The organism is Streptomyces tuirus (assembly GCF_014701095.1).
Lineage (GTDB): Bacteria > Actinomycetota > Actinomycetes > Streptomycetales > Streptomycetaceae > Streptomyces > Streptomyces tuirus.
The window spans coordinates 2,993,339-3,013,152 of the sequence record NZ_AP023439.1; the positions used below are offsets into that span (position 1 = coordinate 2,993,339).

Genomic DNA, 19,814 nt, shown 5'->3' on the forward strand with positions numbered 1-19,814 from the left:
GTGACGCAGGAGGGGAGGCGCGGCGCGGATCCCCACGCAGGATGGTCACCCGTTCGGACGCATCCCAGGGGCGCTCACCTGGGCGCGAGATCAGCACGTACGCCCGAGATCGGACAGGAATGCCCGTGATCGGACAGGTGCACCCCGGGGTCGAGCCGGTCAGGCGCCGGGGCCGAAGGCGCACTCCCCCAAGATCAGGCGGGTGCGCCCAGTTCTGCCCACACCGTCTTGCCGGAGACACCCGGCGCCCGGACGACGCCCCAGTCCAGGCACAGGCGCTGGACGATGAACATGCCATGACCGCCCGGGCGCCCCGCGCGGTGCGGGGTGCGGGGGGCGGGCTGACCGGTGCCCCGGTCGGCGACCTCGACGCGGATGACCTTGTTGTCGCAGGTGATCCGCAGCTGGTCCGGCCCCTCGGCGTGCAGGCAGGCGTTGGTGACCAGTTCGGAGACGACCAGCAGCACATCCTCGGCGGCGGCCCGCTGGTCGGCGGAGGCGGCGGGCAGCCAGCCCCACGCGTACAACGCCTGGCGGGTGAAGTCGCGGGCCAGCGGAACCACGCCGCTCTCGCCCTCGAAGCTCAGCCGGCGCACCTGCCGGCCGCCCGGCGGCGCCGCGGCCCCGGACGGCGCGTCCACGCCCTCGGCGGCCGCACCGGCCGCCGCTACGCCACCCTCGGACGCCCCGGAAGCGCCGCCGGGCTCCGGCCCGCGGTCGCCCGGCGGGTAAGGCCGGGTGGTGCTCATCAGCGCTTCACCTCACCGATTCACCAGTTCACGATTCAAAAAATTCACTGCACAGTCGGTCACGCAGGGCGCGGCACGTCGGTTTCGCGGCGCCCCCGCCACCCTGGCGACCGACAGGTTCAGGATGTCTCCTGCCCTGGCGGACCGACTGAACACCCATGTATTCGGCACGAAAGACGTGACGGGGCTGGGACACCGGTCACAGAGGGATGGCCGAGGCACCGCGCGCCGACGCACCGCCGGTCAGCCCGACTCGTCGGCCAGGGCCGCCTCGAGCGAGTCATGGACGCTGAAGACCGCATCCGCACCCGTGATCTCGAACACGCGTGCCACCACCGGCTGCATGCCGGCGAGCGAGACGCCGCCCCCGGCGGCCTCCGCCTTCAGCCGTGCCCCGAGGAGCACGTTGAGCCCCGTGGAGTCACAGAACTCCAGGCGTGCGCAGTCGATGACCAGGCGCTTGAATCCCTTGGCGAGGCAGTCCTCGAGTGGCTCGCGCAACAAGTCGGCGGTGTGGTGATCCAACTCACCCGCCGGGGTCACGACTGCGCTAGAGCCCTCTTCCCGCACCTCCACCAGAAGCCGGCCAGACTGTGTACTGCCGACCGTCCCGCGGTCCATGCCGTCTCTCTCTCCCGACGTCGAGGTGGTTGCTGACGCACTCGAACACTACGCCTTCCCCACACGGTCCGACACCCGAACAACTACACACAAACGGACATATGCCCACAGAACGCACTTGCGGTGGGCTCCGGAAAGCGGGTAGGCCTAGTAAGGACACGTAACCGACACGGCCGGCTTTGGAGGCGCCGCACACCGCAGTGCACCTGACGGCTCCGGCAGCCTTATGCCGAGAACGATGGAGGACATCATGTCACCCCGGCTCGACGAGTCGCGTACCCACAAAGCGGCGTCGACACCCCCTCCGGAACATCTGGATCCCATCGAGCAGGTCGAGATGCTCGTCACACAGGACGACCTTCTCTCCGGACTTCCGGACATCCCCCCGTACGAGGAAGTCGACGCGGTCGACGCCCGGGCGCTGTCCAAGACCCTCTTCGAGCGTCTGGAGACGCTGGAGGAAGGGACCCACGAGTACTCGTACGTCCGCAACACACTCGTCGAACTGAACCTCGCGCTGGTCAAGTTCGCCGCCTCCCGGTTCCGCTCCCGCAGCGAGCCGATGGAGGACATCATCCAGGTCGGCACCATCGGCCTGATCAAGGCGATCGACCGCTTCGAGCTGGCCCGCGGCGTGGAGTTCCCCACGTTCGCGATGCCGACCATCGTCGGCGAGATCAAGCGCTTCTTCCGCGACACCTCATGGTCCGTGCGCGTTCCGCGCCGGCTCCAGGAGCTGCGGCTCGACCTGGCCAAGGCCGGCGACGAACTGGCCCAGAAGCTCGACCGCGCCCCCACGGTGGCCGAGCTGGCGGAGCGCCTCGGGATCTCGGGCGACGAGGTCGTCGAGGGCATGGCGGCGTCGAACGCCTACACCGCCTCCTCGCTGGACGCCCAGCCGGAGGAGGACGACTCCGAGGGCGCGCTCGCGGACCGCATCGGCTACGAGGACCACGGGCTCGAAGGCATCGAGTACGTCGAGTCGTTGAAGCCGCTGATCGCGGAACTCCCGCCGCGCGACCGGCAGATCCTGTCCCTGCGGTTCGTCGCGGGCATGACCCAGTCGGAGATCGGCGAGGAGCTCGGCATCTCGCAGATGCACGTCTCGCGTCTGCTGTCGCGGACGCTGGTGCGGCTGCGCAAGGGGCTGACCGTCGAGGAGTGATCCTCGGCGACCCTGGTGTACGTGTCCCTCGGGGGCGGGCCGGACGGCCCGCCCCCGGGCGCGTGCCACCGGTGGTCCGCGGCGGCCTTTCAGTGGTCTGCCCGGCGGCCCCTCAGGAGTTGAGGACCAGCGCCGCCGTCGGCAGCAGGGGGGGCCGTCAGGCTCAGCAGCCAGTAGGTGTGCGGAGCCAGTGCCGTCCGGCGCCGGAGCGGCCGGTTGGCGAGCCACCAGACCAGGCCGTAGAGCGTGACCACGGGGACGACGATCACGAGCCAGAGGGCCATGCCGTCGTTCTCGGTGGGTTCCCGCACGGTCCAGCCCGCGTCCGCGAGCGGCCAGTTCACCGCGAGGTACCAGAGCAGCCAGAACGGCACCACGCCCGGGATCCCGAGCAGGACGTTCGCCACGAGTGGTGCCGACCAGTGCTTCAACATCCGCCCCGCCCTTCGGTGATGCCCGCCGTCCGCCGACGCGGCACCCCATTCTCACCGGCCGGTGATCACACCACACGCTCTCCGCGCCGCCACACCCCGCGGGCCAGCGGGACGCCGGGGCGGTAGGCCAGGTGGACATGGCTCGGGGCGTCGAGGAGCGTCAGGTCCGCGTACGCGCCCGGGGTGAGGCGGCCGACGTCGTCGCGCCGCAGGGCCGCCGCGCCGCCCGCGGTCGCCGACCACACGGCCTCGTCCGGGGTCATCCCCATGTCCCGCACCGCCAGCGCGATGCAGAACGGCACGGACGAGGTGAAGGACGAGCCGGGGTTGCAGTCCGTGGACAGCGCGACCGTGACACCCGCGTCCAGCAGCCGCCGCGCGTCCGGCCATGCGGCCCGCGTGGAGAACTCGGCGCCGGGCAGCAGGGTGGCGACCGTCCGGCCGCCGGCCAGGGCGTCCACGTCCGCGTCCGTGAGGTGGGTGCAGTGGTCGGCGCTGGCCGCGTCGAGCTCGACCGCGAGCTGCACACCGGGGCCGTAGGAGAGCTGGTTGGCGTGGATGCGGGGGTGCAGGCCCTTTGCCTTGCCGGCGGTGAGGATCGCGCGGGCCTGGTCGCCGTCGAAGGCGCCCTTCTCGCAGAAGACGTCGATCCAGCGGGCGTGCGGGGCGCAGGCGTCGAGCATCTCGCCGGTGACGAGGGCGACGTAGCCGGCCGGGTCCTGCGCGAACTCGGGGGCGACGATGTGGGCGCCGAGGTAGGTGACCTCGTCGGTGTGGGCGGCGGCGATGCGCAGGGCGCGGGCCTCGTCCTCGACGGTCAGGCCGTAGCCGGACTTGGTCTCGAACGTGGTGGTGCCCTGGCGGAGGGCTTCGGCGAGGTAACGGGTGACGTTGGCCTCGAGTTCCCCGTCGCTCGCCGCCCGTGTGGCCGCGACGGTGGTGCGGATGCCGCCCGCGCTGTACGGCCGCCCGGACATGCGGGCGTTGAACTCCTGCGTCCGGTCGCCCGCGAAGACGAGGTGGGAGTGGGAGTCGACGAAGCCGGGCAGGACCGCCCGGCCGCCGGCGTCGACCCGGTTGTCAGTGGCGGGTGCTTTGCTTTGATCACCGGTCCACACGACGCGGTCGCCTTCGATGACGACGGCCGCGTCCTGGACCAGTCCGAGGGGGGATCCGTCACCGAGGGAGGGGTCGTTGGTGACCAGGCTGGCGATGTTCGTGATGAGCGTGCTTGCGGTGCTCGCGGAGTGGGCGGGGCTGACGGTCGTCGCGTTGCTCATGGCGTCCTTGGTGGCCTGGTCGGCGGTGGGATCGGGTTCGGGGGCGGAGCCGGGCCGCGCGGGCTGGCGGCCCGGGGTCATCCGCGCAGGGCTTCGACGGCGTCCGCGAGGGCTCGGGGCACGTCCGGTACGAGGCAGTGGACCCCGTCCCGTACGACGTGCCGGCCTGCCACGACCGTATGCGACACGTCCGCTGCCGACGCGGCGAATACGGCCGTCTCGGCCCCGAGCCGCGGAAGCGGCCCTGCCGTCCTGACCGAGTCGAGCGCGATGGTGGTGAAGTCGGCGAGCGCGCCGGTCTCCAGGGCGCCCGCGTCCTCCCAGCCGAGGGCCGCGTGGCCGTCGGCGGAGGCCGCCCGCAGCAGGGCCGCCGCCGTCCAGTGACCGCGGGTGCGGGTGCGCAGGCGCTCGTTCAGTTCCATGGCCCGCGCCTCTTCGAGCAGGTCGATGACGGCGTGGCTGTCGGAGCCGAGGCAGAGCGGGGAGCCCTCGTTCTGCAGGGCGACGGCCGGTCCGATGCCGTCCGCGAGGTCCCGTTCGGTCGTCGGGCACATGCAGGTGCCGGTGCCGCTGCCGCCGATGAGGGAGACGTCCTCGGCGGTGAGGTGGGTGTTGTGGACGCCGGTGGTGCGCGGTCCGAGGACGCCGTGCAGGGCGAGGAGCTGGGTCGGGGTGCAGCCGTGGGCCTCCCGGCACGCCTCGTTCTCGGCGGTCTGCTCGGACAGGTGCACATGGAGCGGGGCCCGCCGCTGTTCCGCCCACCGTGCGATGGTCTCCAACTGGTCGGCGGGCACGGCCCGTACGGAGTGGATCGCCGCTCCGATCCGTGCGTGATCCCGTTCTTTGAGAAGTGAAGAGCGTGCGGCCCAGGCCTCGGCGTCCCCGTCGGAGAAGCGGAGCTGATGAGCGGTGGGGGGCTGTCCGAAGCCGGAGGAGAGGTAGGCGGTGTCGAGGAGGGTGATGCGGATCCCGGCCTCGGCGGCGGCCTCGATGAGGGCCTCGCCCATGGCGTTGGGGTCGGCGTAGGGGGTGCCGCCGGGGGCGTGGTGGACGTAGTGGAACTCGCCGACGGCCGTGATGCCGGCCAGCGCCATCTCGGCGTACACGGCGCGGGCGAGGGCGTGGTAGCTGTCCGGGGTGAGCCGGCCGGCCGTGGCGTACATGACCTCGCGCCAGGTCCAGAAGGTGCCGGAGCCGACCTGGACGGTGCCGCGCAGGGCGCGGTGGAAGGCGTGGCTGTGTGCGTTGGCCAGGCCGGGCAGGGTGAGTCCGCGCAGGACCTCGGCGCCGGGGGGCGGGGCGGGGGTGCCGGTGCGGACGGCGGTGATGCGGCCGTCCGCGACCTCCAGGGCGACACCCGGCTCGATGGGGGTCCCCCCTGCCCGAGCGGAGCCGAGAGCCCGGGGGAGAGTGCCGAGCCAGGCGTGCTCCAGCCAGTACGTCCGCGGGGCCGCTGTCGTCACCTGCACGCCAGTCCTTCCAGTACGTCGGCGAGTGCGAGTACCCCGGCCACACAGTCGTCCTCGCTCGCCGACTCGGCCGGGGAGTGGGAGACGCCGGTGGGGTTGCGCACGAACAGCATGGCGGTCGGGATGCTCCCGGACAGGATCCCGGCGTCGTGTCCCGCGCCGGTGCCGAGGACGGGGACCGTGAGGTCGGTGTCCGTACCGAGGATGCGGGCGAGTTCGTCGCGCAGGGCGTGGTCGAACTGGACGACGGGAGTGAAGGACTCGCGGACGATGTCGAGGTCGACGCCGTGCGCGTCCGCGTAACTCCGGGCCGCCTTCTCGATGCCGCCGACCACGGTGTCGAGGGTCATCTGGTCCTCGGCCCGGGAGTCGAGCCAGCCGCGCACGAGGGAGGGGATGGCGTTGACGCCGTTGGGTTCGACGGCGATCTTGCCGAAGGTGGCGACGGCCCCGGCGAGTTCGGCCTCGCGCCGGGCGGCGAGGACGGTCTCGGCGTAGGACAGCATGGGGTCGTGCCGGTCGGCGAGCCGGGTGGTGCCGGCGTGGTTGGCCTCGCCGCGGAAGTCGAACCGCCACCGGCCGTGCGGCCAGATCGCGCTGGCGAGGCCGACCCGGTCGCCGGACAGGTCCAGGGCCCGGCCCTGCTCGACGTGCAGTTCGACGAAGGCGCCGATGCGGGCGAGCCGTTCGGGGTCCGGCCCGATGGCGTCCGGGTCGTGTCCGGCCGCCTCCATGGCCCGGGGCAGCGTGACGCCGTCGCCGTCGGTGAGCCGGTGTGCCTGTGCGCGGGTGAGCTGCCCGGCGGTGAGCCGGGACCCGACGCAGGCGAGCCCGAACCGGGCGCCCTCCTCGTCGCCGAAGTTCACGATGGCGAGGGGCCGGGTGAAACGGGCGTCCCTGCTGCGCAGCTCGTCCAGCGCGGCGAAGGCGGACACGACTCCGAGGGGGCCGTCGAAGGCGCCGCCGTCCGGCACGGAGTCGAGGTGCGAGCCGGTGACGACGGCGTCCCCCTCGGCGGGGTCGCCGAGCCAGGCCCACTGGTTGCCGTTCCGGTCGACCTCGTGGCGCAGCCCGCGGGCCGTGGCCTGCTCCTCGAACCAGGCCCGGCATTCACCGTCGACCGCGGTCCAGGCGAAGCGCCGGTAGCCGCCGGAGCCGGGGTGCCGCCCCAGGGGGAGCAGCTCGCGCCACATGTGGTGGAAGGAGCCGCCGCTGTTCCGGGTCACGCCTGGTCACCTTCGCGCATCGGGACGCGGACGCCCCGCTCCCCCGCCACCGACTCCGCGATGTCGTACCCGGCGTCCACGTGCCGGATGACGCCCATGCCGGGGTCGTTGGTGAGCACCCGGCGGATCTTCTCGCCCGCGAGCGCCGTGCCGTCGGCCACCGTGACCTGCCCGGCGTGGATGGAGCGGCCCATGCCGACGCCGCCGCCGTGGTGGATCGAGACCCAGGACGCCCCGGAGGCGACGTTCACCATGGCGTTCAGCAGCGGCCAGTCGGCGATCGCGTCGGACCCGTCGAGCATGGCCTCGGTCTCGCGGTAGGGGGAGGCGACGGAACCGCAGTCGAGATGGTCGCGGCCGATGACGACCGGCGCGGCCAGCTCCCCGCTCGCGACCATGTCGTTGAACCGCTCACCGGCCTTGTCGCGCTCGCCGTAGCCGAGCCAGCAGATCCGGGCGGGCAGGCCCTGGAAGTGGACGCGTTCGCCGGCCATCGTGATCCAGCGGGCGAGGGACTCGTTCTCCGGGAAGAGGTCGAGGATCGCCTTGTCGGTCTTGGCGATGTCGGAGGCCTCGCCGGACAGGGCGGCCCAGCGGAAGGGGCCCTTGCCCTCGCAGAACAGCGGGCGGATGTAGGCCGGGACGAAGCCGGGGAAGGCGAAGGCGCGGTCGTATCCGGCGAGTTGGGCCTCGCCGCGGATGGAGTTGCCGTAGTCGAAGACCTCGGCGCCGGCGTCCATGAAGCCGACCATGGCCTCGACGTGCCGGGCCATGGACTCGCGGGCCCGGGTGGTGAAGCCGGCCGGGTCCTTGGCGGCGGCGTCGGCCATGTCCTCGAAGGCGACGCCGACCGGCAGGTAGGCCAACGGGTCGTGGGCGGAGGTCTGGTCGGTGACGATGTCGATCGGGGCGCCCTCGGCGAGCATCCGCGGGAGCAGCTCGGCGGCGTTGCCCAGGAGGCCGATGGACAGCGGCCTGCGCTGGTCGCGGGCCTCGGTGGCCAGCTGGAGCGCGTGGGCGAGGCTGTCGGCCTTCACATCCAGATAGCGGTGCTCGATACGGCGCTCGATGGCGCGCGGGTCGACGTCGATGCAGATCGCCACGCCGTCGTTCATCGTCACGGCGAGCGGCTGGGCGCCGCCCATGCCGCCGAGGCCTGCGGTCAGGGTGATGGTGCCGGCCAGCGTCCCGCCGAACTTCTTCGCGGCGACGGCGGCGAAGGTCTCGTAGGTGCCCTGGAGGATGCCCTGGGTGCCGATGTAGATCCAGGAGCCGGCGGTCATCTGCCCGTACATGGTCAGGCCGAGGTGTTCGAGGCGGCGGAACTCCTCCCAGTTAGCCCAGTCGCCGACGAGGTTGGAGTTGGCGATGAGGACGCGCGGGGCCCACTCGTGGGTCTGCATGACGCCGACGGGCCGGCCGGACTGGACCAGCATGGTCTCGTCCTGCTTCAGCCCTTGCAGCGTGCGCACCATCGCGTCGAAGGAGCGCCAGTCGCGGGCGGCCTTGCCGGTGCCGCCGTAGACGACGAGCTTGTCGGGGTGCTCGGCGACCTCGGGGTCGAGGTTGTTCCGCAGCATCCGCAGGGCGGCTTCCTGCTGCCATCCCAGGGCGCTCGGTTCCGTGCCGCGCGGCGCTCGGACAGGGCGTGGTCCTGACATGGTCTGCCTCCTGGGGGGTGCGTGGTGCTCCCGGCGGTGTGTTGCTGTGGCTATTCACATCCTGGACGTCTGAATAGAGCTAGTCAATACGTCGGGGCGTCGGCGCGGCGACGCCGTGGATGTTTGGCTGGATGCATGGGCGCACACATCGAGACGGCAGAGGCGGGCGACAGCGGGGCCCGGCGGGCGGCGCGGCGGGACGAGGCGGTGCGGGCCGCCGTGGAGCAAGGGCTGCTCGGGCCCGGCAGCCCCATCGTCGGGCTGCTGGACGTCACCGGCATCCGGGAGTCGGCGGCGGAGCTGCGGGCGGCGTTCGAGGCGGTGGTGGCGCCGGGGACGCCCGTGCTGCACGCCTTCGCGGTGAAGGCGACCCCGCTGGTGCCGGTCCTGCGGCTGCTGCGGGAGGAGGGCGTCGGCGCGGAGGTCGCGAGCCCGGGCGAGCTGGCCCTGGCGCGGGCGGCGGGCGTGCCGCCGGAGGCGACGGTGCTCGACTCGCCCGCGAAGACGCCGGCCGAGCTGCGCGAGGCGCTGTCCCTGGGCATCGCCGTCAACGCGGACAACCCCCAGGAGCTGGCCCGGATCGACGCCCTGATGCGGTCCTCGGCCAGCCGCTCTCCGCTGGGGATCCGGGTGAATCCGCAGGTCGGCGGGGGCTCCATCGAGGCGCTGTCCACGGCGACGGCCACCTCGAAGTTCGGGGTGGCGCTGCGTGACGAGGGGGCGCGGGAGTGGGTCGTCCGGGCGTATCTGGACCGGCCGTGGCTGACCCGGCTGCACGCGCACACCGGGTCCCAGGGCATTCCGCTGGCCCTGATGGCCCGGGGCGTGGCGGAGACGTACGCGCTCGCGGAGGAGATCAACCGGCGGGCCGGGCGGCGGCAGGTCGACACGCTCGACATCGGCGGCGGCCTGCCGGTGAACTTCGCGTCGGAGGAGACGGATCCGACCTACGCGCGGTACGCGCGGCTGCTGGCCGAGGAGGTGCCGGGGCTGCTCGACGGGCGGTACGGGCTGGTCACCGAGTTCGGGCGGTCACTGCTGGCCAAGCACGGGACGGTGGTGGCGCGGGTCGAGTACGCGAAGGCCTCCGGCGGGCGGGCGGTGGCGGTGACGCACGCCGGGGTGCAGGTGGCCGCGCGGACGGTGTACGCGCCGGGGAGCTGGCCGCTGCGGATCTCCGCGTACGACGCGAAGGGGCGGCCCAAGGAGGGGCCGGAGGTGGTGCAGGACGTCGCGGGACCGGCCTGTTTCGCGGGGGACCTGCTGGCGGAGGGGCGGTCCATGCCGCTGCTGGAGCAGGGGGATTACGCGGCGGCGCTGGACACCGGGGCGTATTACTTCGCCCATCACTACGGGTACAACTCGCTGGTGCGGCCCGGGGTGTACGGGTTCCTGCCGGGAGGGCGGTTCGCGGTGGTGCGGCGGGCGCAGACGGTGGGGGAGGTTGTTGCGGAGTCGGGTGGGGCGGAGGTGGACGCGTTGACGGGGGCGGGGTGGGAGGTTCCGTAGGTTTGCGGTCGGGTTCGGTGCGGTTCCGTAGGGTTTCGGCCTCGGGTGCGTCGTGGCTTGTCGCGCAGTTCCCCGCGCCCCTAAGGGCAACGCCGCGGGAAGGACCGCCGGACTCCGGCCTCGCGTGCGTGGGGGCTTGTCGCGCAGTTCCCCGCGCCCCTAGGGCATGCGCCGCCGTCGGATTGCAAGAGCGCCCAGCCACCACAGCGGGGCCGCTCCCGCCCGTACGACGACGGCCACTCGGGCCAGTCCCTGTCCTCCGCGCGTCACGTCCAGCCTCCGTCCGGTCTCCTCATCGTCGGGAGCCGTACGGTAGCGGCGGAACGTGAGACGAGTCTTAAGAAGCCCGCCCGTGCCGTCAGTCGACGAACAGGCCCCGCGCCGCCGCCTTCGTGTCGAACTCCTCGAGACGGGACTGGGCCTGGGGCAGGTCGTCGCACATGGCCTCCAGCAGCACCCGGCCGAGCAGCATCGGCGCGCAGGCCGTGTCGAAGGCGAGGCCGGTGCCGACGGCGGCGGGCAGCAGCAGGTCGGACACCTTGGCGACGGGCGCGAAGGCGGAGTCGGCGACCGTGACGACGGTCAGCCCGGCCTCCTTGGCGTAGGCGAGGGTGTCGACGACCTCGCGGGGGTGCCGGGGCAGCGCGAAACAGAGCAGTGCGCTCGCGCCAGCCCGGACGGCGGCGTCGATGCGGTCCTGCAGCATCGTGCCGCCCTCGCCGAGCAGCCGTACGTCGGGATGCACCTTGGCGGCGAAGTAGGCGAAGCCGTGGGCCTGGGCGGCAGCGGCCCGCAGGCCGAGGACGAGCAGCGGCCGGGAGGCCGCGAGGAGGCGCCCCGCGCGCTGGACGGGGCCCGGGTCGGCCAGTGCCTCCGCCAGGTGCCGCAGGTTCTCGATCTCGGCCTCGACGGCCTGCTGGTACTCGTTGTGGGACCCGGCCTCCGCCGCGGGCTCGGCGGGGGCGACCTCGCGCAGATGGCGGCGCAGGGCGGGGTAGCCGTCGAAGCCGAGGGCGACGGCGAACCGGGTCACGGACGGCTGGCTGACCCCGGCCAGCTCGGCGAGCTCCACGCTCGACAGGAACGGCACCTCGGCGGCGCGCCGCACCATACTGTGCGCGATGCGCCGCTGGGTGGGCGTCAGCCGGTGGCCCTCGAAGAGCGCCTGCAGCCGCGCGGCAGGGCTGTCGGTCACGCTCATGACGTGCTCCCCCTCGCCTATTCAGTAGCTGAGGATTCTGCATGAGCATATGCAGAGCGGCAAGCCGGACCGGAGGGCGGCGGCGCGCCAGGACCGGGAACCCCCGGGGGGAACAGGGGGGCTAACCCCAGTGCGGCGGGCGGCGGCGCTTTCTACCGTGGACGGCATGACCGGAATGGACGCGCGGGACACCGACCTCAAGAAGGAACTCGACGCCACCCTGCACGCCCGCAGGGAGCTGGGCGAGGAGTACGAGCCGGCACTGATCGAATCGTTCCTGGAGAAGCTCGACCAGCGGATCGACGGGGCGGTGGAGCGCCGGGTGCGCCGGCAGCTCGCGGAGCAGCAGATGCAGGCGGCCCGGGACTCCCGCTCGCCGAAGGTCACGGACTCCTGGGGCGAGCGGTTCGGCTTCGGGATCGTCTCCCTGGTCCTCGCGGTGCCGCTGTCCGCGATCGGCGGGGGCGTGGCCCGGCTGCCCGGGCTGCTCGTCGCCTGGGCGGGCATCGTCGGCGTCAACGTCGTCCAGGCGCTGCGCTCCAACCCGAACCTCTTCGGCCGCCGCAAGTCCTCCCAGGACGGTGGCTGGGAGGACTAACCAGGACCGGTCGTTCAGACCTGCCGCGTCGGCAGCGCGATGATCTGCCGCAGGTTGACCCGGCGCGGCCGGCTCGTCGCGTAGGCCACGAGGTCGGCCAGTTCCTCCGCGGACAGGGCGCCCACCTCGTCGAGCATGCCCTCGACCTGCCGGGACAGGTCCGCGTCCGCGATGTGGGTGCGCAGTTCGCTCTCCACGAACCCGGGCTCGATGTTGGTGACCCGGACGTCCCGGGGCCCGAACTCCCCGCGCAGGGCCTCCGACAGATAGGTGACGGCGGCCTTGGTCGCGCCGTAGACCGCGTAGCTCGGGAAGCTGAGGTGCGCGGCGATGGACGAGATGTTCACGATGTCGGCCGTACGGCCGTCGGCGGCGGCGCTCACCAGGTCCTCGGTGAAGGCGCCGATCATCCGCAGCACCCCGGAGACGTTGGTGTCGAGCATCCGCTGCCACTCGTCGGAGCGCCGGGCGTCGACGGGGTGGGGCAGCATGACGCCGGCGCAGTTCACGACCAGGTCGACGGTCCCGTACTCCGCGTGGATGCCCGCCGCGGCGTCCGCGACGGACGTCTCGTCGGTGACGTCCGCGGCGACGGCCAGGGCCTGCCCGCCGTCGGCCCGGATCTTCGCCGCGACCTCGGTCAGCCGTTCCGCCCGCCGGGCGACCAGCGCGACCCGGGCGCCCCGGGCGGCCAGCAGCACGGCGACGGCCTCGCCGATCCCGCTCGCGGCTCCGGTGACGACGGCGGTACGGCCGGCCAGGTTGTCGTACGACATGGGATTTCCCTTCGGTGCGGGCCGGGGCGTCTCCCCGGCCTCGGACACCACCTTCGGCGGCCTCGGCCGCGCTACCCAGGGCTGCGCTCTTCCTGGGTCTGTCAGTACCAGGTTCGGCGGGCCCGGGCGGCCTAGGCTCGGGGGCATGGACGGAGAACTGGGAGACTTCCTGCGCTCGCGCCGCGCCCGGATCCAGCCGGAGGAGGTGGGGCTGCCGTCGTACGGCCGCCGCCGCGTCCCGGGTCTGCGCCGCGAGGAGGTGGCGCAGCTGGCCGGGGTGAGCGTCGACTACTACGTCCGCCTCGAACAGGGCAGGGGGCCCGGGGCTCCCTCCCGGACCAGGTCCGGGGGTGTCTCGGACGCCGTGCTGGACGCGATCGCCCGGGTGCTGCGGCTGGACGAGGCCGAGCACGAGTACCTGCGGGCGGTGGCCCGGCCGCGCCGGCAGGACGGGTACGGGCCGGCCGCGCCCCGGGTGCGCCCGGGGGTCCAGTTGCTCCTGGACGGCATGGACCGCCATCCCGCCTACGTCCTGGACCACCGCATGGACGTCCTGGCCTGGAACCCCCTCGCCGACGCCGTGCTCGGCTTCGGCGGCGCGGACGGCCTCAGCCTGCCGCGCCGTCTCTTCCTCGACCCCGCCTCGCGCGGGCTCTACCCGGACTGGGCCGAGGTCACCGCCCAGATGGTCGCGCACCTGCGCCTGCAGGCGGGCCACCATCCCGGCGACCCCGCCACGGGGGAGCTCGTCGCCGAACTCGCCCGGGCGAGCGAGGAGTTCCGCCGGCTGTGGGGGGACCACCTGGTCAAGCCCTGCGACTACGGCGTGAAGCTCCTGCGGCACCCGGTCGCGGGCCTGCTGACCCTCCCCTACGAGACCCTCACCATCCCGGCGGCGCCCGACCAGACGATCGTGGTGTACGCGCCCGAGCCCGGGTCCGAGACGGCGGAGCGGCTCCAGTTGCTGGGAAGCTGGAAGGCGTAGCAGACATCGGGGAAGAGAGATGCGCGGGGACCGCCGCACCCCCGTGAACGGGGGGCGGGACGACGGCGGTCCCCGCGAAGGACGCGGGCCCGGTCAGGGCCGGGCGTGCGCGTCCATGGCGTCCGTGGAGGTCCGGGAGCCGCTCCGGAGGTCCTTGACGCCGTTCGGCGCCGGTTCGGGCGGGGAGGCCTCCCCAGTGCTGAGCGCCTGGGAGGTACCTCCATCGCCCTTGCCGACATCCACCAATGTGCAGGACACGTGTTAAGCGGGTGCTGCGCGGACGTGACACCCGCGTACCGGTTCCGCGAAGTCCGCGAACTCCGCGAAGTCCGCGGAGATCACGGACGCCGCGAGTTCACCCGGCGCACGGGCAGTTCACCGGCCGCCGGCCGTCACTTCCCCGTGCGGGCCAGGAAGGACAGCAGGTCCTGGCGGCTGACCACACCGGTCGGCTTGCCCTCGACGAGGACGATCGCCGCGTCGGCCTTGCCCAGCACGGCCATCAGGTCCGCGACCGGTTCGCCGGAGCCGACCTGGGGCAGCGGGCCGGACATGTGCTTCTCCAGCGGGTCCTCCAGCGAGGCGTTCTTGCTGAACAGCGCGTCCAGCAGCTCGCGTTCCACGACCGAGCCGACGACCTCGGCCGCCATCACGTCGGGGTGTCCTGCGCCGGGCTTGACGACCGGCATCTGCGAGACGCCGTACTCGCGCAGCACGTCGATGGCCTGACCGACGGTCTCCTCCGGGTGCATGTGGACGAGGGAGGGCATGCGGTCGCCCTCCTTGTCGTTCAGGACGTCGGCGACGCGGGCGCTCGGGCCCGTGTCCTCCAGGAAGCCGTAGTCGGCCATCCACTCGTCGTTGAAGATCTTGCTGAGGTAGCCGCGGCCGCTGTCCGGCAGCAGGACCACGACGACGTCGTCCGGCCCTAGCCGCTCGGCGACCTCCAGCGCGGCCACGACGGCCATGCCGCAGGAGCCGCCGACGAGCAGGCCCTCCTCCTTGGCGAGGCGGCGGGTCATCTGGAAGGAGTCCTTGTCGGACACCGCGACGATCTCGTCGGCGACGGTCCGGTCATAGGCGGTCGGCCAGAAGTCCTCGCCGACGCCCTCGACGAGGTAGGGCCGGCCGGAGCCGCCGGAGTAGACGGACCCCTCGGGGTCCGCGCCGACGACCTTCACGGAGCCGCCGCTGATCTCCTTCAGATAGCGGCCGGTCCCGGAGATGGTGCCGCCGGTGCCCACGCCCGCCACGAAGTGGGTGATCTTCCCCTCCGTCTGCTCCCACAGCTCCGGACCGGTGGAGTGGTAGTGGGAGAGCGGGTTGTTGGGGTTGGAGTACTGGTCGGGCTTCCAGGCCCCCGGCGTCTCACGGACCAGCCGGTCGGAGACGTTGTAGTACGAGTCGGGGTGCTCGGGGTCCACGGCCGTCGGGCAGACCACGACCTCGGCGCCGTACGCGCGCAGCACGTTGATCTTGTCGGTGCTCACCTTGTCGGGGCACACGAAGATGCACTTGTACCCCTTCTGCTGCGCCACGATGGCGAGCCCGACGCCGGTGTTGCCGCTGGTCGGCTCGACGATCGTGCCGCCGGGCTTGAGAGCGCCGCTCTCCTCCGCCGCCTCGATCATGCGCAGGGCGATGCGGTCCTTCACGGAACCGCCGGGGTTGAAGTACTCCACCTTGGCCAGGACGGTCGCCCTGATGCCCTTGGTCACGCTGTTGAGCTTCACCAGCGGGGTGTTGCCGACGAGGCTGATCATCGAGTCGTGGAACTGCACCGTTGTCTCCGGATGCCGCAGAAGTGGTCTGAGTGGTGCCGCCAGCCTATGACCTCGTCGTGGTCCGTGACGGTCGTTCACTCCCTGTTGCGATTGGGCGACGGGCTGTACGGGGCAAGCACTGGGTGTACGGGTTCGAGGAGGTGGCAGCGACGCATGACGAGCATGTCGAGGGCGAGGGTGGCCCGGCGGATCGCCGCCGGCGCGGCGTACGGCGGCGGCGGGGTCGGGCTGGCCGGGGCGGCGGCGGTCGGGCTGGTGCTGGCCGAGGTGCAGCTGGCGCGGCGCCGGGTGGGCAACGGCACGTCTCCTCATGTGCCGCACGCGGACGGGCTGTACGGCCGTACGTACGCCGGTCCGGTCGAGGCACCGCTGAGGCTGACGATGCTGGGCGACTCCACGGCCGCGGGCCAGGGCGTGCACCGGGGCGGGCAGACGCCGGGAGCGCTGCTGGCGTCGGGGCTCGCGGCGCTGGCCGAGCGGCCGGTGGAGCTGCGCACGGTGGCGACTCCGGGGGCCCGTTCGGACGACCTGGACCGCCAGGTGGCCCTGGTGCTCGCCGATCCCGGTCCGGTGCCCGACATCTGCGTGATCATGGTCGGGGCGAACGACGTCACCCACCGCATGCCCCCGACCCGCTCGGTCCGCCATCTCGCCTCGGCGGTCCGTCGGCTGCGCACGGCCGGTGCGGAGGTGGTGGTCGGCACCTGCCCCGACCTCGGCACGATCGAGCCGGTGCGGCAGCCCTTGCGCTGGCTGGCCCGGCGGGCCTCACGCCAGCTGGCGGCCGCTCAGACGATCGGGGTCGTCGAACAGGGCGGCCGCACGGTGTCCCTGGGCGACCTGCTGGGCCCCGAGTTCGCCGAGAATCCGCGCGAGCTCTTCGGCCCGGACAGCTACCACCCCTCCGCCGAGGGCTACGCGACGGCGGCGATGGCGGTCCTGCCGACCGTCTGTGCCTCCCTGGGCCTGTGGCCCGCCGAGGAGGAACGCCCGGACGCCTCCCGCCGCGAGGGCTTCCTGCCGGTGGCACGGGCGGCCGCGGAGGCCGCCTCGGAGGCGGGGACGGAGGTCGCGGCGGCGATGCCGAGCGGACCGCGCGGACCGTGGGCCCTGCTGAAGCGCCGGCGGCGCCGGCGGGTCCCCGAGCAGGAACCGGCCCCCGCGAGCCCTTCGAACTGAGGGGCGGAACGAAGCGCACCCGGGAACAGAAAGGAAGAGGCAGAAAAGCAAGCGCTTGGAAACTGCGGCCAGGGTCACACCGCGACACCCGTGACCCAGCCCATACGTACGGGTAACTTCCCAGACAGCCCAAGCAGACCACCCGGTACGTCAATGGAGCCGTGATGCCCGAAGCCGTGATCGTCTCAGCCGCCCGCTCCCCCATCGGCCGCGCCTTCAAGGGCTCCCTGAAGGACGTGCGGCCGGACGACCTGACCGCCACGATCATCCAGGCCGCGCTGGCCAGGGTCCCCGAGCTGGACCCGAGGGACATCGACGACCTGATGCTCGGCTGCGGCCTGCCCGGCGGCGAGCAGGGCCACAACCTCGGCCGCGTCGTCGCCGTGCAGATGGGCATGGACCACCTGCCGGGCTGCACCGTCACCCGGTACTGCTCCTCCTCCCTGCAGACCTCCCGGATGGCCCTGCACGCCATCAAGGCCGGTGAGGGCGATGTCTTCATCTCGGCCGGTGTCGAGACGGTCTCCCGCTACGCCAAGGGCAACTCCGACAGCCTTCCGGACACGCACAACCCCCTGTTCGCCGACGCCGAGGCCCGGACCGCCGCGGTCGCCGCGTCCGAGGGCTCGACCTGGCACGACCCGCGCGAGGACGGCCTGCTGCCCGACCCGTACATCGCGATGGGCCAGACCGCCGAGAACCTGGCCCGCGTCAAGGGCGTCACCCGCCAGGACATGGACGAGTTCGGCGTCCGCTCGCAGAACCTCGCCGAGGAAGCCATCAAGAACGGCTTCTGGGAGCGCGAGATCACCCCGGTCACCCTCCCCGACGGCACGGTCGTCTCCACGGACGACGGCCCCCGCGCCGGCGTCACCCTGGAGGGCGTGCAGGGCCTCAAGCCGGTCTTCCGCCCCGACGGCATGGTCACGGCCGCCAACTGCTGCCCGCTGAACGACGGCGCCGCGGCCCTCGTGATCATGTCCGACACCAAGGCCCGCGAGCTCGGCCTCACGCCGCTCGCCCGGATCGTGTCGACCGGCGTCTCCGGCCTCTCGCCCGAGATCATGGGCCTCGGCCCGGTCGAGGCGAGCAAGCAGGCCCTGCGGCGCGCCGGGCTGGGCATCGGCGACATCGACCTGGTCGAGATCAACGAGGCGTTCGCCGCCCAGGTGATCCCCTCCTACCGCGACCTGGGCATCCCGCTGGAGAAGCTGAACGTCAACGGCGGTGCCATCGCCGTCGGCCACCCGTTCGGCATGACCGGCGCCCGCATCACCACCACGCTCATCAACTCCCTCCAGTTCCACGACAAGCAGTTCGGCCTGGAGACGATGTGCGTCGGCGGCGGCCAGGGCATGGCCATGGTCATCGAGCGCCTCAGCTGAGCGGCGCACCGTAGCCGCCATAGCACCCACGGTGAGACCCCGGCCCAGAACCCTGGAAACTCCAGGGTTCTGGGCTGTTTTGTGATCCAATCTCCCCCAGGATGTGACCTATCTCCCTCCGCCAGGGGAGAACCGCAGGTCACAACAGCCACACCCCCTCCCCCGACACCGAAGCCATGTCCGTTTCGTGACGTTACGCACTGACAGCTGGTTAGTCCGCCCTTCAAGCTGAGGTAGGAAGTCGGGGGTCGACTTTGAACCGGGAGTACGTCAGTGAGCGCCATGCCGATCGCGTTGCTGGTCACCACGGCCGCCACGGGCGCCGTGGGCGTCGCCGTCCTGCGCACCGTCCTGCAGCTGCGCCGCCAGGTCGCGGCCCTGCACACCGCGCTGGCCGAGAGCCGCGCCGCCACCACCCGGGCGCTGCTGCCCGCCGCCCGTACCGCTGCCGACACCGATGAGATACGTGCCGCCGTGGCGGCGGCGCTCGCCGAGGAGCGCGAGCGGGAGCTCGCCGAGGCGCGGGCGTTCTGGGCCGCCCAGGAGGCCCGTGACGCCTCCGACGCGCCCTCCCTGCTGGGCCTGCCCGAGGTCGATGTGTTCCTGCCCCGCCAGGCCGATTTCGCGGGCCTGGAGCCGGTGTCCGAGCCCGGCGCCGACACCGAGGAACCCGCCACCGAGTCCCCGGAGCTGGCCGCGGCCCGCCGACGTCACCCCTCGCACCCGGACTTCGTGCCGACCCAGCCGCCGGTCGTGAACGACCACGAGCGCACCGTCGCCACCCTGGAGGAGCTGGCCTCCTCCCGCATCGAGCTGACGGACGTCCGCCCCGGCCCGCTGGGCACCCTGGACGTCTACGTCTTCGCCGACGGCACGACCCTGTGCATGACCCCGGGCCACCGCGAGACGGCTGAGCACCTCTCCGCGGCCCTTCGCGCAGGCGCGACCCCGGTCCTCCTGGGCGGCTCCGGCATCTCCGGCGCGTACACCCTCACGTTCGAATGCGGCGAGGAGAACGTGTACATCCTGGCGGACCGGGTCATCGCGTCCCTTTAGGAAGCGCCCCGTCAGGGGCGCGGGGCTGTATCAATGTGCGGCTCCGCCGCGTGGGCGCGAGCAACCACACTCGGCCCGCACCCGCGAACGAAGCTCAGACCCCCGCCCGCTTCTGCGCCTCCTCCACCAACGTCACGGCTTCCTCGACGTCGGCCCGGCCGGGGGCCACGACCGCCAGATCGTTCCCGGCGACGGTGATCTGATCTGCCGCTGCGAACATCCCCGCATCCGGCATCTCCCGGGGCTCCACGCCCTCGAGGACCTGCGCCCTGCGGGCCAACTCCCGGGCCAGCCCGAGGGCCTCGGCGGCAGCTCCCCGCTGCAGCCGGCTCTGGGGCGCGGCCCTCAATCGATCGGCGAAGTGCTCCACCGCACGGGTCAGAGGCGTCGTATCAACCACGCGGCGAGCGTACGCGTCCCAGCGGGACTGTTGCCAACGGGCGGACACTCAGGCACGGTGACCTGAAGGACCGGCTTACATCCCAGCGTCCGGAGGCGCCGATGTCCCAAGTCTTCTCCGAAGAGACCCACCGCAACCTGCTCGCCCGCATCCCCCACTGCACCGGTCGTGAGATCTCCGACTGGTTGCGCACCGTCGAAGACGGTCCGGCGCTCTTCCGCTTCGAGGAAAAGGTCAGCTGGCTCCGGCACGAACACAACCTCGCGTACGGCCACGCCAAGGCGATCATCCACGAGTACGACCTGAGGAGGGCCGCGCGCAAACTGCTCTAGGCGC

19 protein-coding genes are annotated in these 19,814 nt (G+C 72.4%); 8 read left to right on the forward strand and 11 right to left on the reverse strand.

All coding sequences use genetic code 11. From position 1 onward, the window contains the following. Nucleotides 1-194 precede the first annotated feature (194 nt). A complete protein-coding gene (locus IGS69_RS13650; RefSeq protein WP_190899560.1) occupies nt 195-749 on the reverse strand; it encodes an ATP-binding protein in 555 nt (184 codons plus the stop codon). A 243-nt stretch (nt 750-992) separates the two neighbouring features. Continuing rightward, on the reverse strand, nt 993-1,370 hold the full coding sequence (locus IGS69_RS13655; RefSeq protein WP_190899561.1) for an STAS domain-containing protein: 378 nt from the start codon (nt 1,368-1,370) through the stop codon (nt 993-995). 250 nt (nt 1,371-1,620) lie between these two features. Here IGS69_RS13655 and IGS69_RS13660 point away from each other — a divergent pair, with 250 nt between their 5' ends. Beyond that, nucleotides 1,621-2,535 carry an RNA polymerase sigma factor SigF gene (locus tag IGS69_RS13660; RefSeq protein ID WP_385863061.1) on the forward strand — a complete coding sequence of 305 codons (915 nt, stop codon included), beginning with the start codon at nt 1,621-1,623 and terminating at the stop codon, nt 2,533-2,535. A gap of 89 nt (nt 2,536-2,624) precedes the next feature. On the opposite strand, the gene IGS69_RS13665 is transcribed toward IGS69_RS13660, so the two are convergent. The 5 genes from IGS69_RS13665 to hutU all read right to left on the reverse strand — a co-directional run bounded on the left by IGS69_RS13665 (nt 2,625) and on the right by hutU (nt 8,605). Beyond that, nucleotides 2,625-2,969: a hypothetical protein gene (locus IGS69_RS13665; protein WP_385863058.1), complete on the reverse strand. Its 345-nt coding sequence runs from the start codon at nt 2,967-2,969 to the stop codon at nt 2,625-2,627. A 65-nt stretch (nt 2,970-3,034) separates the two neighbouring features. Continuing rightward, the gene (gene hutI / locus IGS69_RS13670; RefSeq protein WP_190899563.1) at nt 3,035-4,330 is read right to left on the reverse strand and encodes an imidazolonepropionase; all 1,296 of its coding nucleotides are present in this window, start codon (nt 4,328-4,330) and stop codon (nt 3,035-3,037) included. After that, nucleotides 4,327-5,718 carry a formimidoylglutamate deiminase gene (locus IGS69_RS13675; protein ID WP_232543511.1) on the reverse strand — a complete coding sequence of 464 codons (1,392 nt, stop codon included), beginning with the start codon at nt 5,716-5,718 and terminating at the stop codon, nt 4,327-4,329. The genes hutI and IGS69_RS13675 overlap by 4 nt, the downstream gene beginning before the upstream one ends. Next, nucleotides 5,709-6,911: an allantoate amidohydrolase gene (locus IGS69_RS13680; RefSeq protein WP_190904488.1), complete on the reverse strand. Its 1,203-nt coding sequence runs from the start codon at nt 6,909-6,911 to the stop codon at nt 5,709-5,711. The genes IGS69_RS13675 and IGS69_RS13680 overlap by 10 nt, the downstream gene beginning before the upstream one ends. Nucleotides 6,912-6,940: 29 nt before the next feature. Continuing rightward, a complete protein-coding gene (gene hutU, locus IGS69_RS13685) occupies nt 6,941-8,605 on the reverse strand; it encodes a urocanate hydratase (protein ID WP_190899564.1) in 1,665 nt (554 codons plus the stop codon). 135 nt (nt 8,606-8,740) lie between these two features. Here hutU and IGS69_RS13690 point away from each other — a divergent pair, with 135 nt between their 5' ends. Continuing rightward, nucleotides 8,741-10,114 (forward strand): type III PLP-dependent enzyme domain-containing protein, encoded by a 1,374-nt coding sequence (locus IGS69_RS13690; protein WP_190899565.1) that lies wholly within the window; start codon nt 8,741-8,743, stop codon nt 10,112-10,114. A gap of 358 nt (nt 10,115-10,472) precedes the next feature. On the opposite strand, the gene IGS69_RS13695 is transcribed toward IGS69_RS13690, so the two are convergent. Then, the gene (locus IGS69_RS13695) at nt 10,473-11,315 is read right to left on the reverse strand and encodes a MurR/RpiR family transcriptional regulator (RefSeq protein WP_190899567.1); all 843 of its coding nucleotides are present in this window, start codon (nt 11,313-11,315) and stop codon (nt 10,473-10,475) included. Nucleotides 11,316-11,490: 175 nt separating this feature from the next. Between IGS69_RS13695 and IGS69_RS13700 the strand changes: the two genes are divergently transcribed. Further along, nucleotides 11,491-11,913, forward strand: a complete 423-nt coding sequence (locus IGS69_RS13700) for a hypothetical protein (RefSeq protein ID WP_190904489.1) — start codon at nt 11,491-11,493, stop codon at nt 11,911-11,913. A gap of 14 nt (nt 11,914-11,927) precedes the next feature. Here IGS69_RS13700 and IGS69_RS13705 read toward each other — a convergent pair whose 3' ends face one another. Beyond that, nucleotides 11,928-12,689: an SDR family oxidoreductase gene (locus IGS69_RS13705; RefSeq protein ID WP_190899569.1), complete on the reverse strand. Its 762-nt coding sequence runs from the start codon at nt 12,687-12,689 to the stop codon at nt 11,928-11,930. Between the two features lie 145 nt (nt 12,690-12,834). Here IGS69_RS13705 and IGS69_RS13710 point away from each other — a divergent pair, with 145 nt between their 5' ends. Then, entirely contained in the window at nt 12,835-13,674 is an 840-nt protein-coding gene (locus IGS69_RS13710) for a helix-turn-helix transcriptional regulator (protein WP_190899571.1), read from the forward strand. Between the two features lie 392 nt (nt 13,675-14,066). On the opposite strand, the gene IGS69_RS13715 is transcribed toward IGS69_RS13710, so the two are convergent. Then, a complete protein-coding gene (locus IGS69_RS13715; RefSeq protein ID WP_190899573.1) occupies nt 14,067-15,455 on the reverse strand; it encodes a cystathionine beta-synthase in 1,389 nt (462 codons plus the stop codon). Between the two features lie 156 nt (nt 15,456-15,611). On the opposite strand from IGS69_RS13715, the gene IGS69_RS13720 reads away from it, so the two are divergent. From IGS69_RS13720 to IGS69_RS13730, 3 genes are all read left to right on the forward strand, one after another. Continuing rightward, on the forward strand, nt 15,612-16,637 hold the full coding sequence (locus IGS69_RS13720; protein ID WP_190899575.1) for an SGNH/GDSL hydrolase family protein: 1,026 nt from the start codon (nt 15,612-15,614) through the stop codon (nt 16,635-16,637). Between the two features lie 164 nt (nt 16,638-16,801). Then, entirely contained in the window at nt 16,802-18,022 is a 1,221-nt protein-coding gene (locus IGS69_RS13725) for an acetyl-CoA C-acetyltransferase (protein WP_190899577.1), read from the forward strand. A 273-nt stretch (nt 18,023-18,295) separates the two neighbouring features. Next, nucleotides 18,296-19,078, forward strand: coding sequence for a hypothetical protein (locus IGS69_RS13730; protein WP_190899579.1), 783 nt, complete (start codon nt 18,296-18,298; stop codon nt 19,076-19,078). A gap of 94 nt (nt 19,079-19,172) precedes the next feature. On the opposite strand, the gene IGS69_RS13735 is transcribed toward IGS69_RS13730, so the two are convergent. Then, the gene (locus IGS69_RS13735; protein ID WP_190899581.1) at nt 19,173-19,478 is read right to left on the reverse strand and encodes a hypothetical protein; all 306 of its coding nucleotides are present in this window, start codon (nt 19,476-19,478) and stop codon (nt 19,173-19,175) included. 101 nt (nt 19,479-19,579) lie between these two features. Between IGS69_RS13735 and IGS69_RS13740 the strand changes: the two genes are divergently transcribed. After that, nucleotides 19,580-19,810, forward strand: coding sequence for a DUF4287 domain-containing protein (locus tag IGS69_RS13740; protein ID WP_190899583.1), 231 nt, complete (start codon nt 19,580-19,582; stop codon nt 19,808-19,810). Nucleotides 19,811-19,814 lie beyond the last annotated feature (4 nt).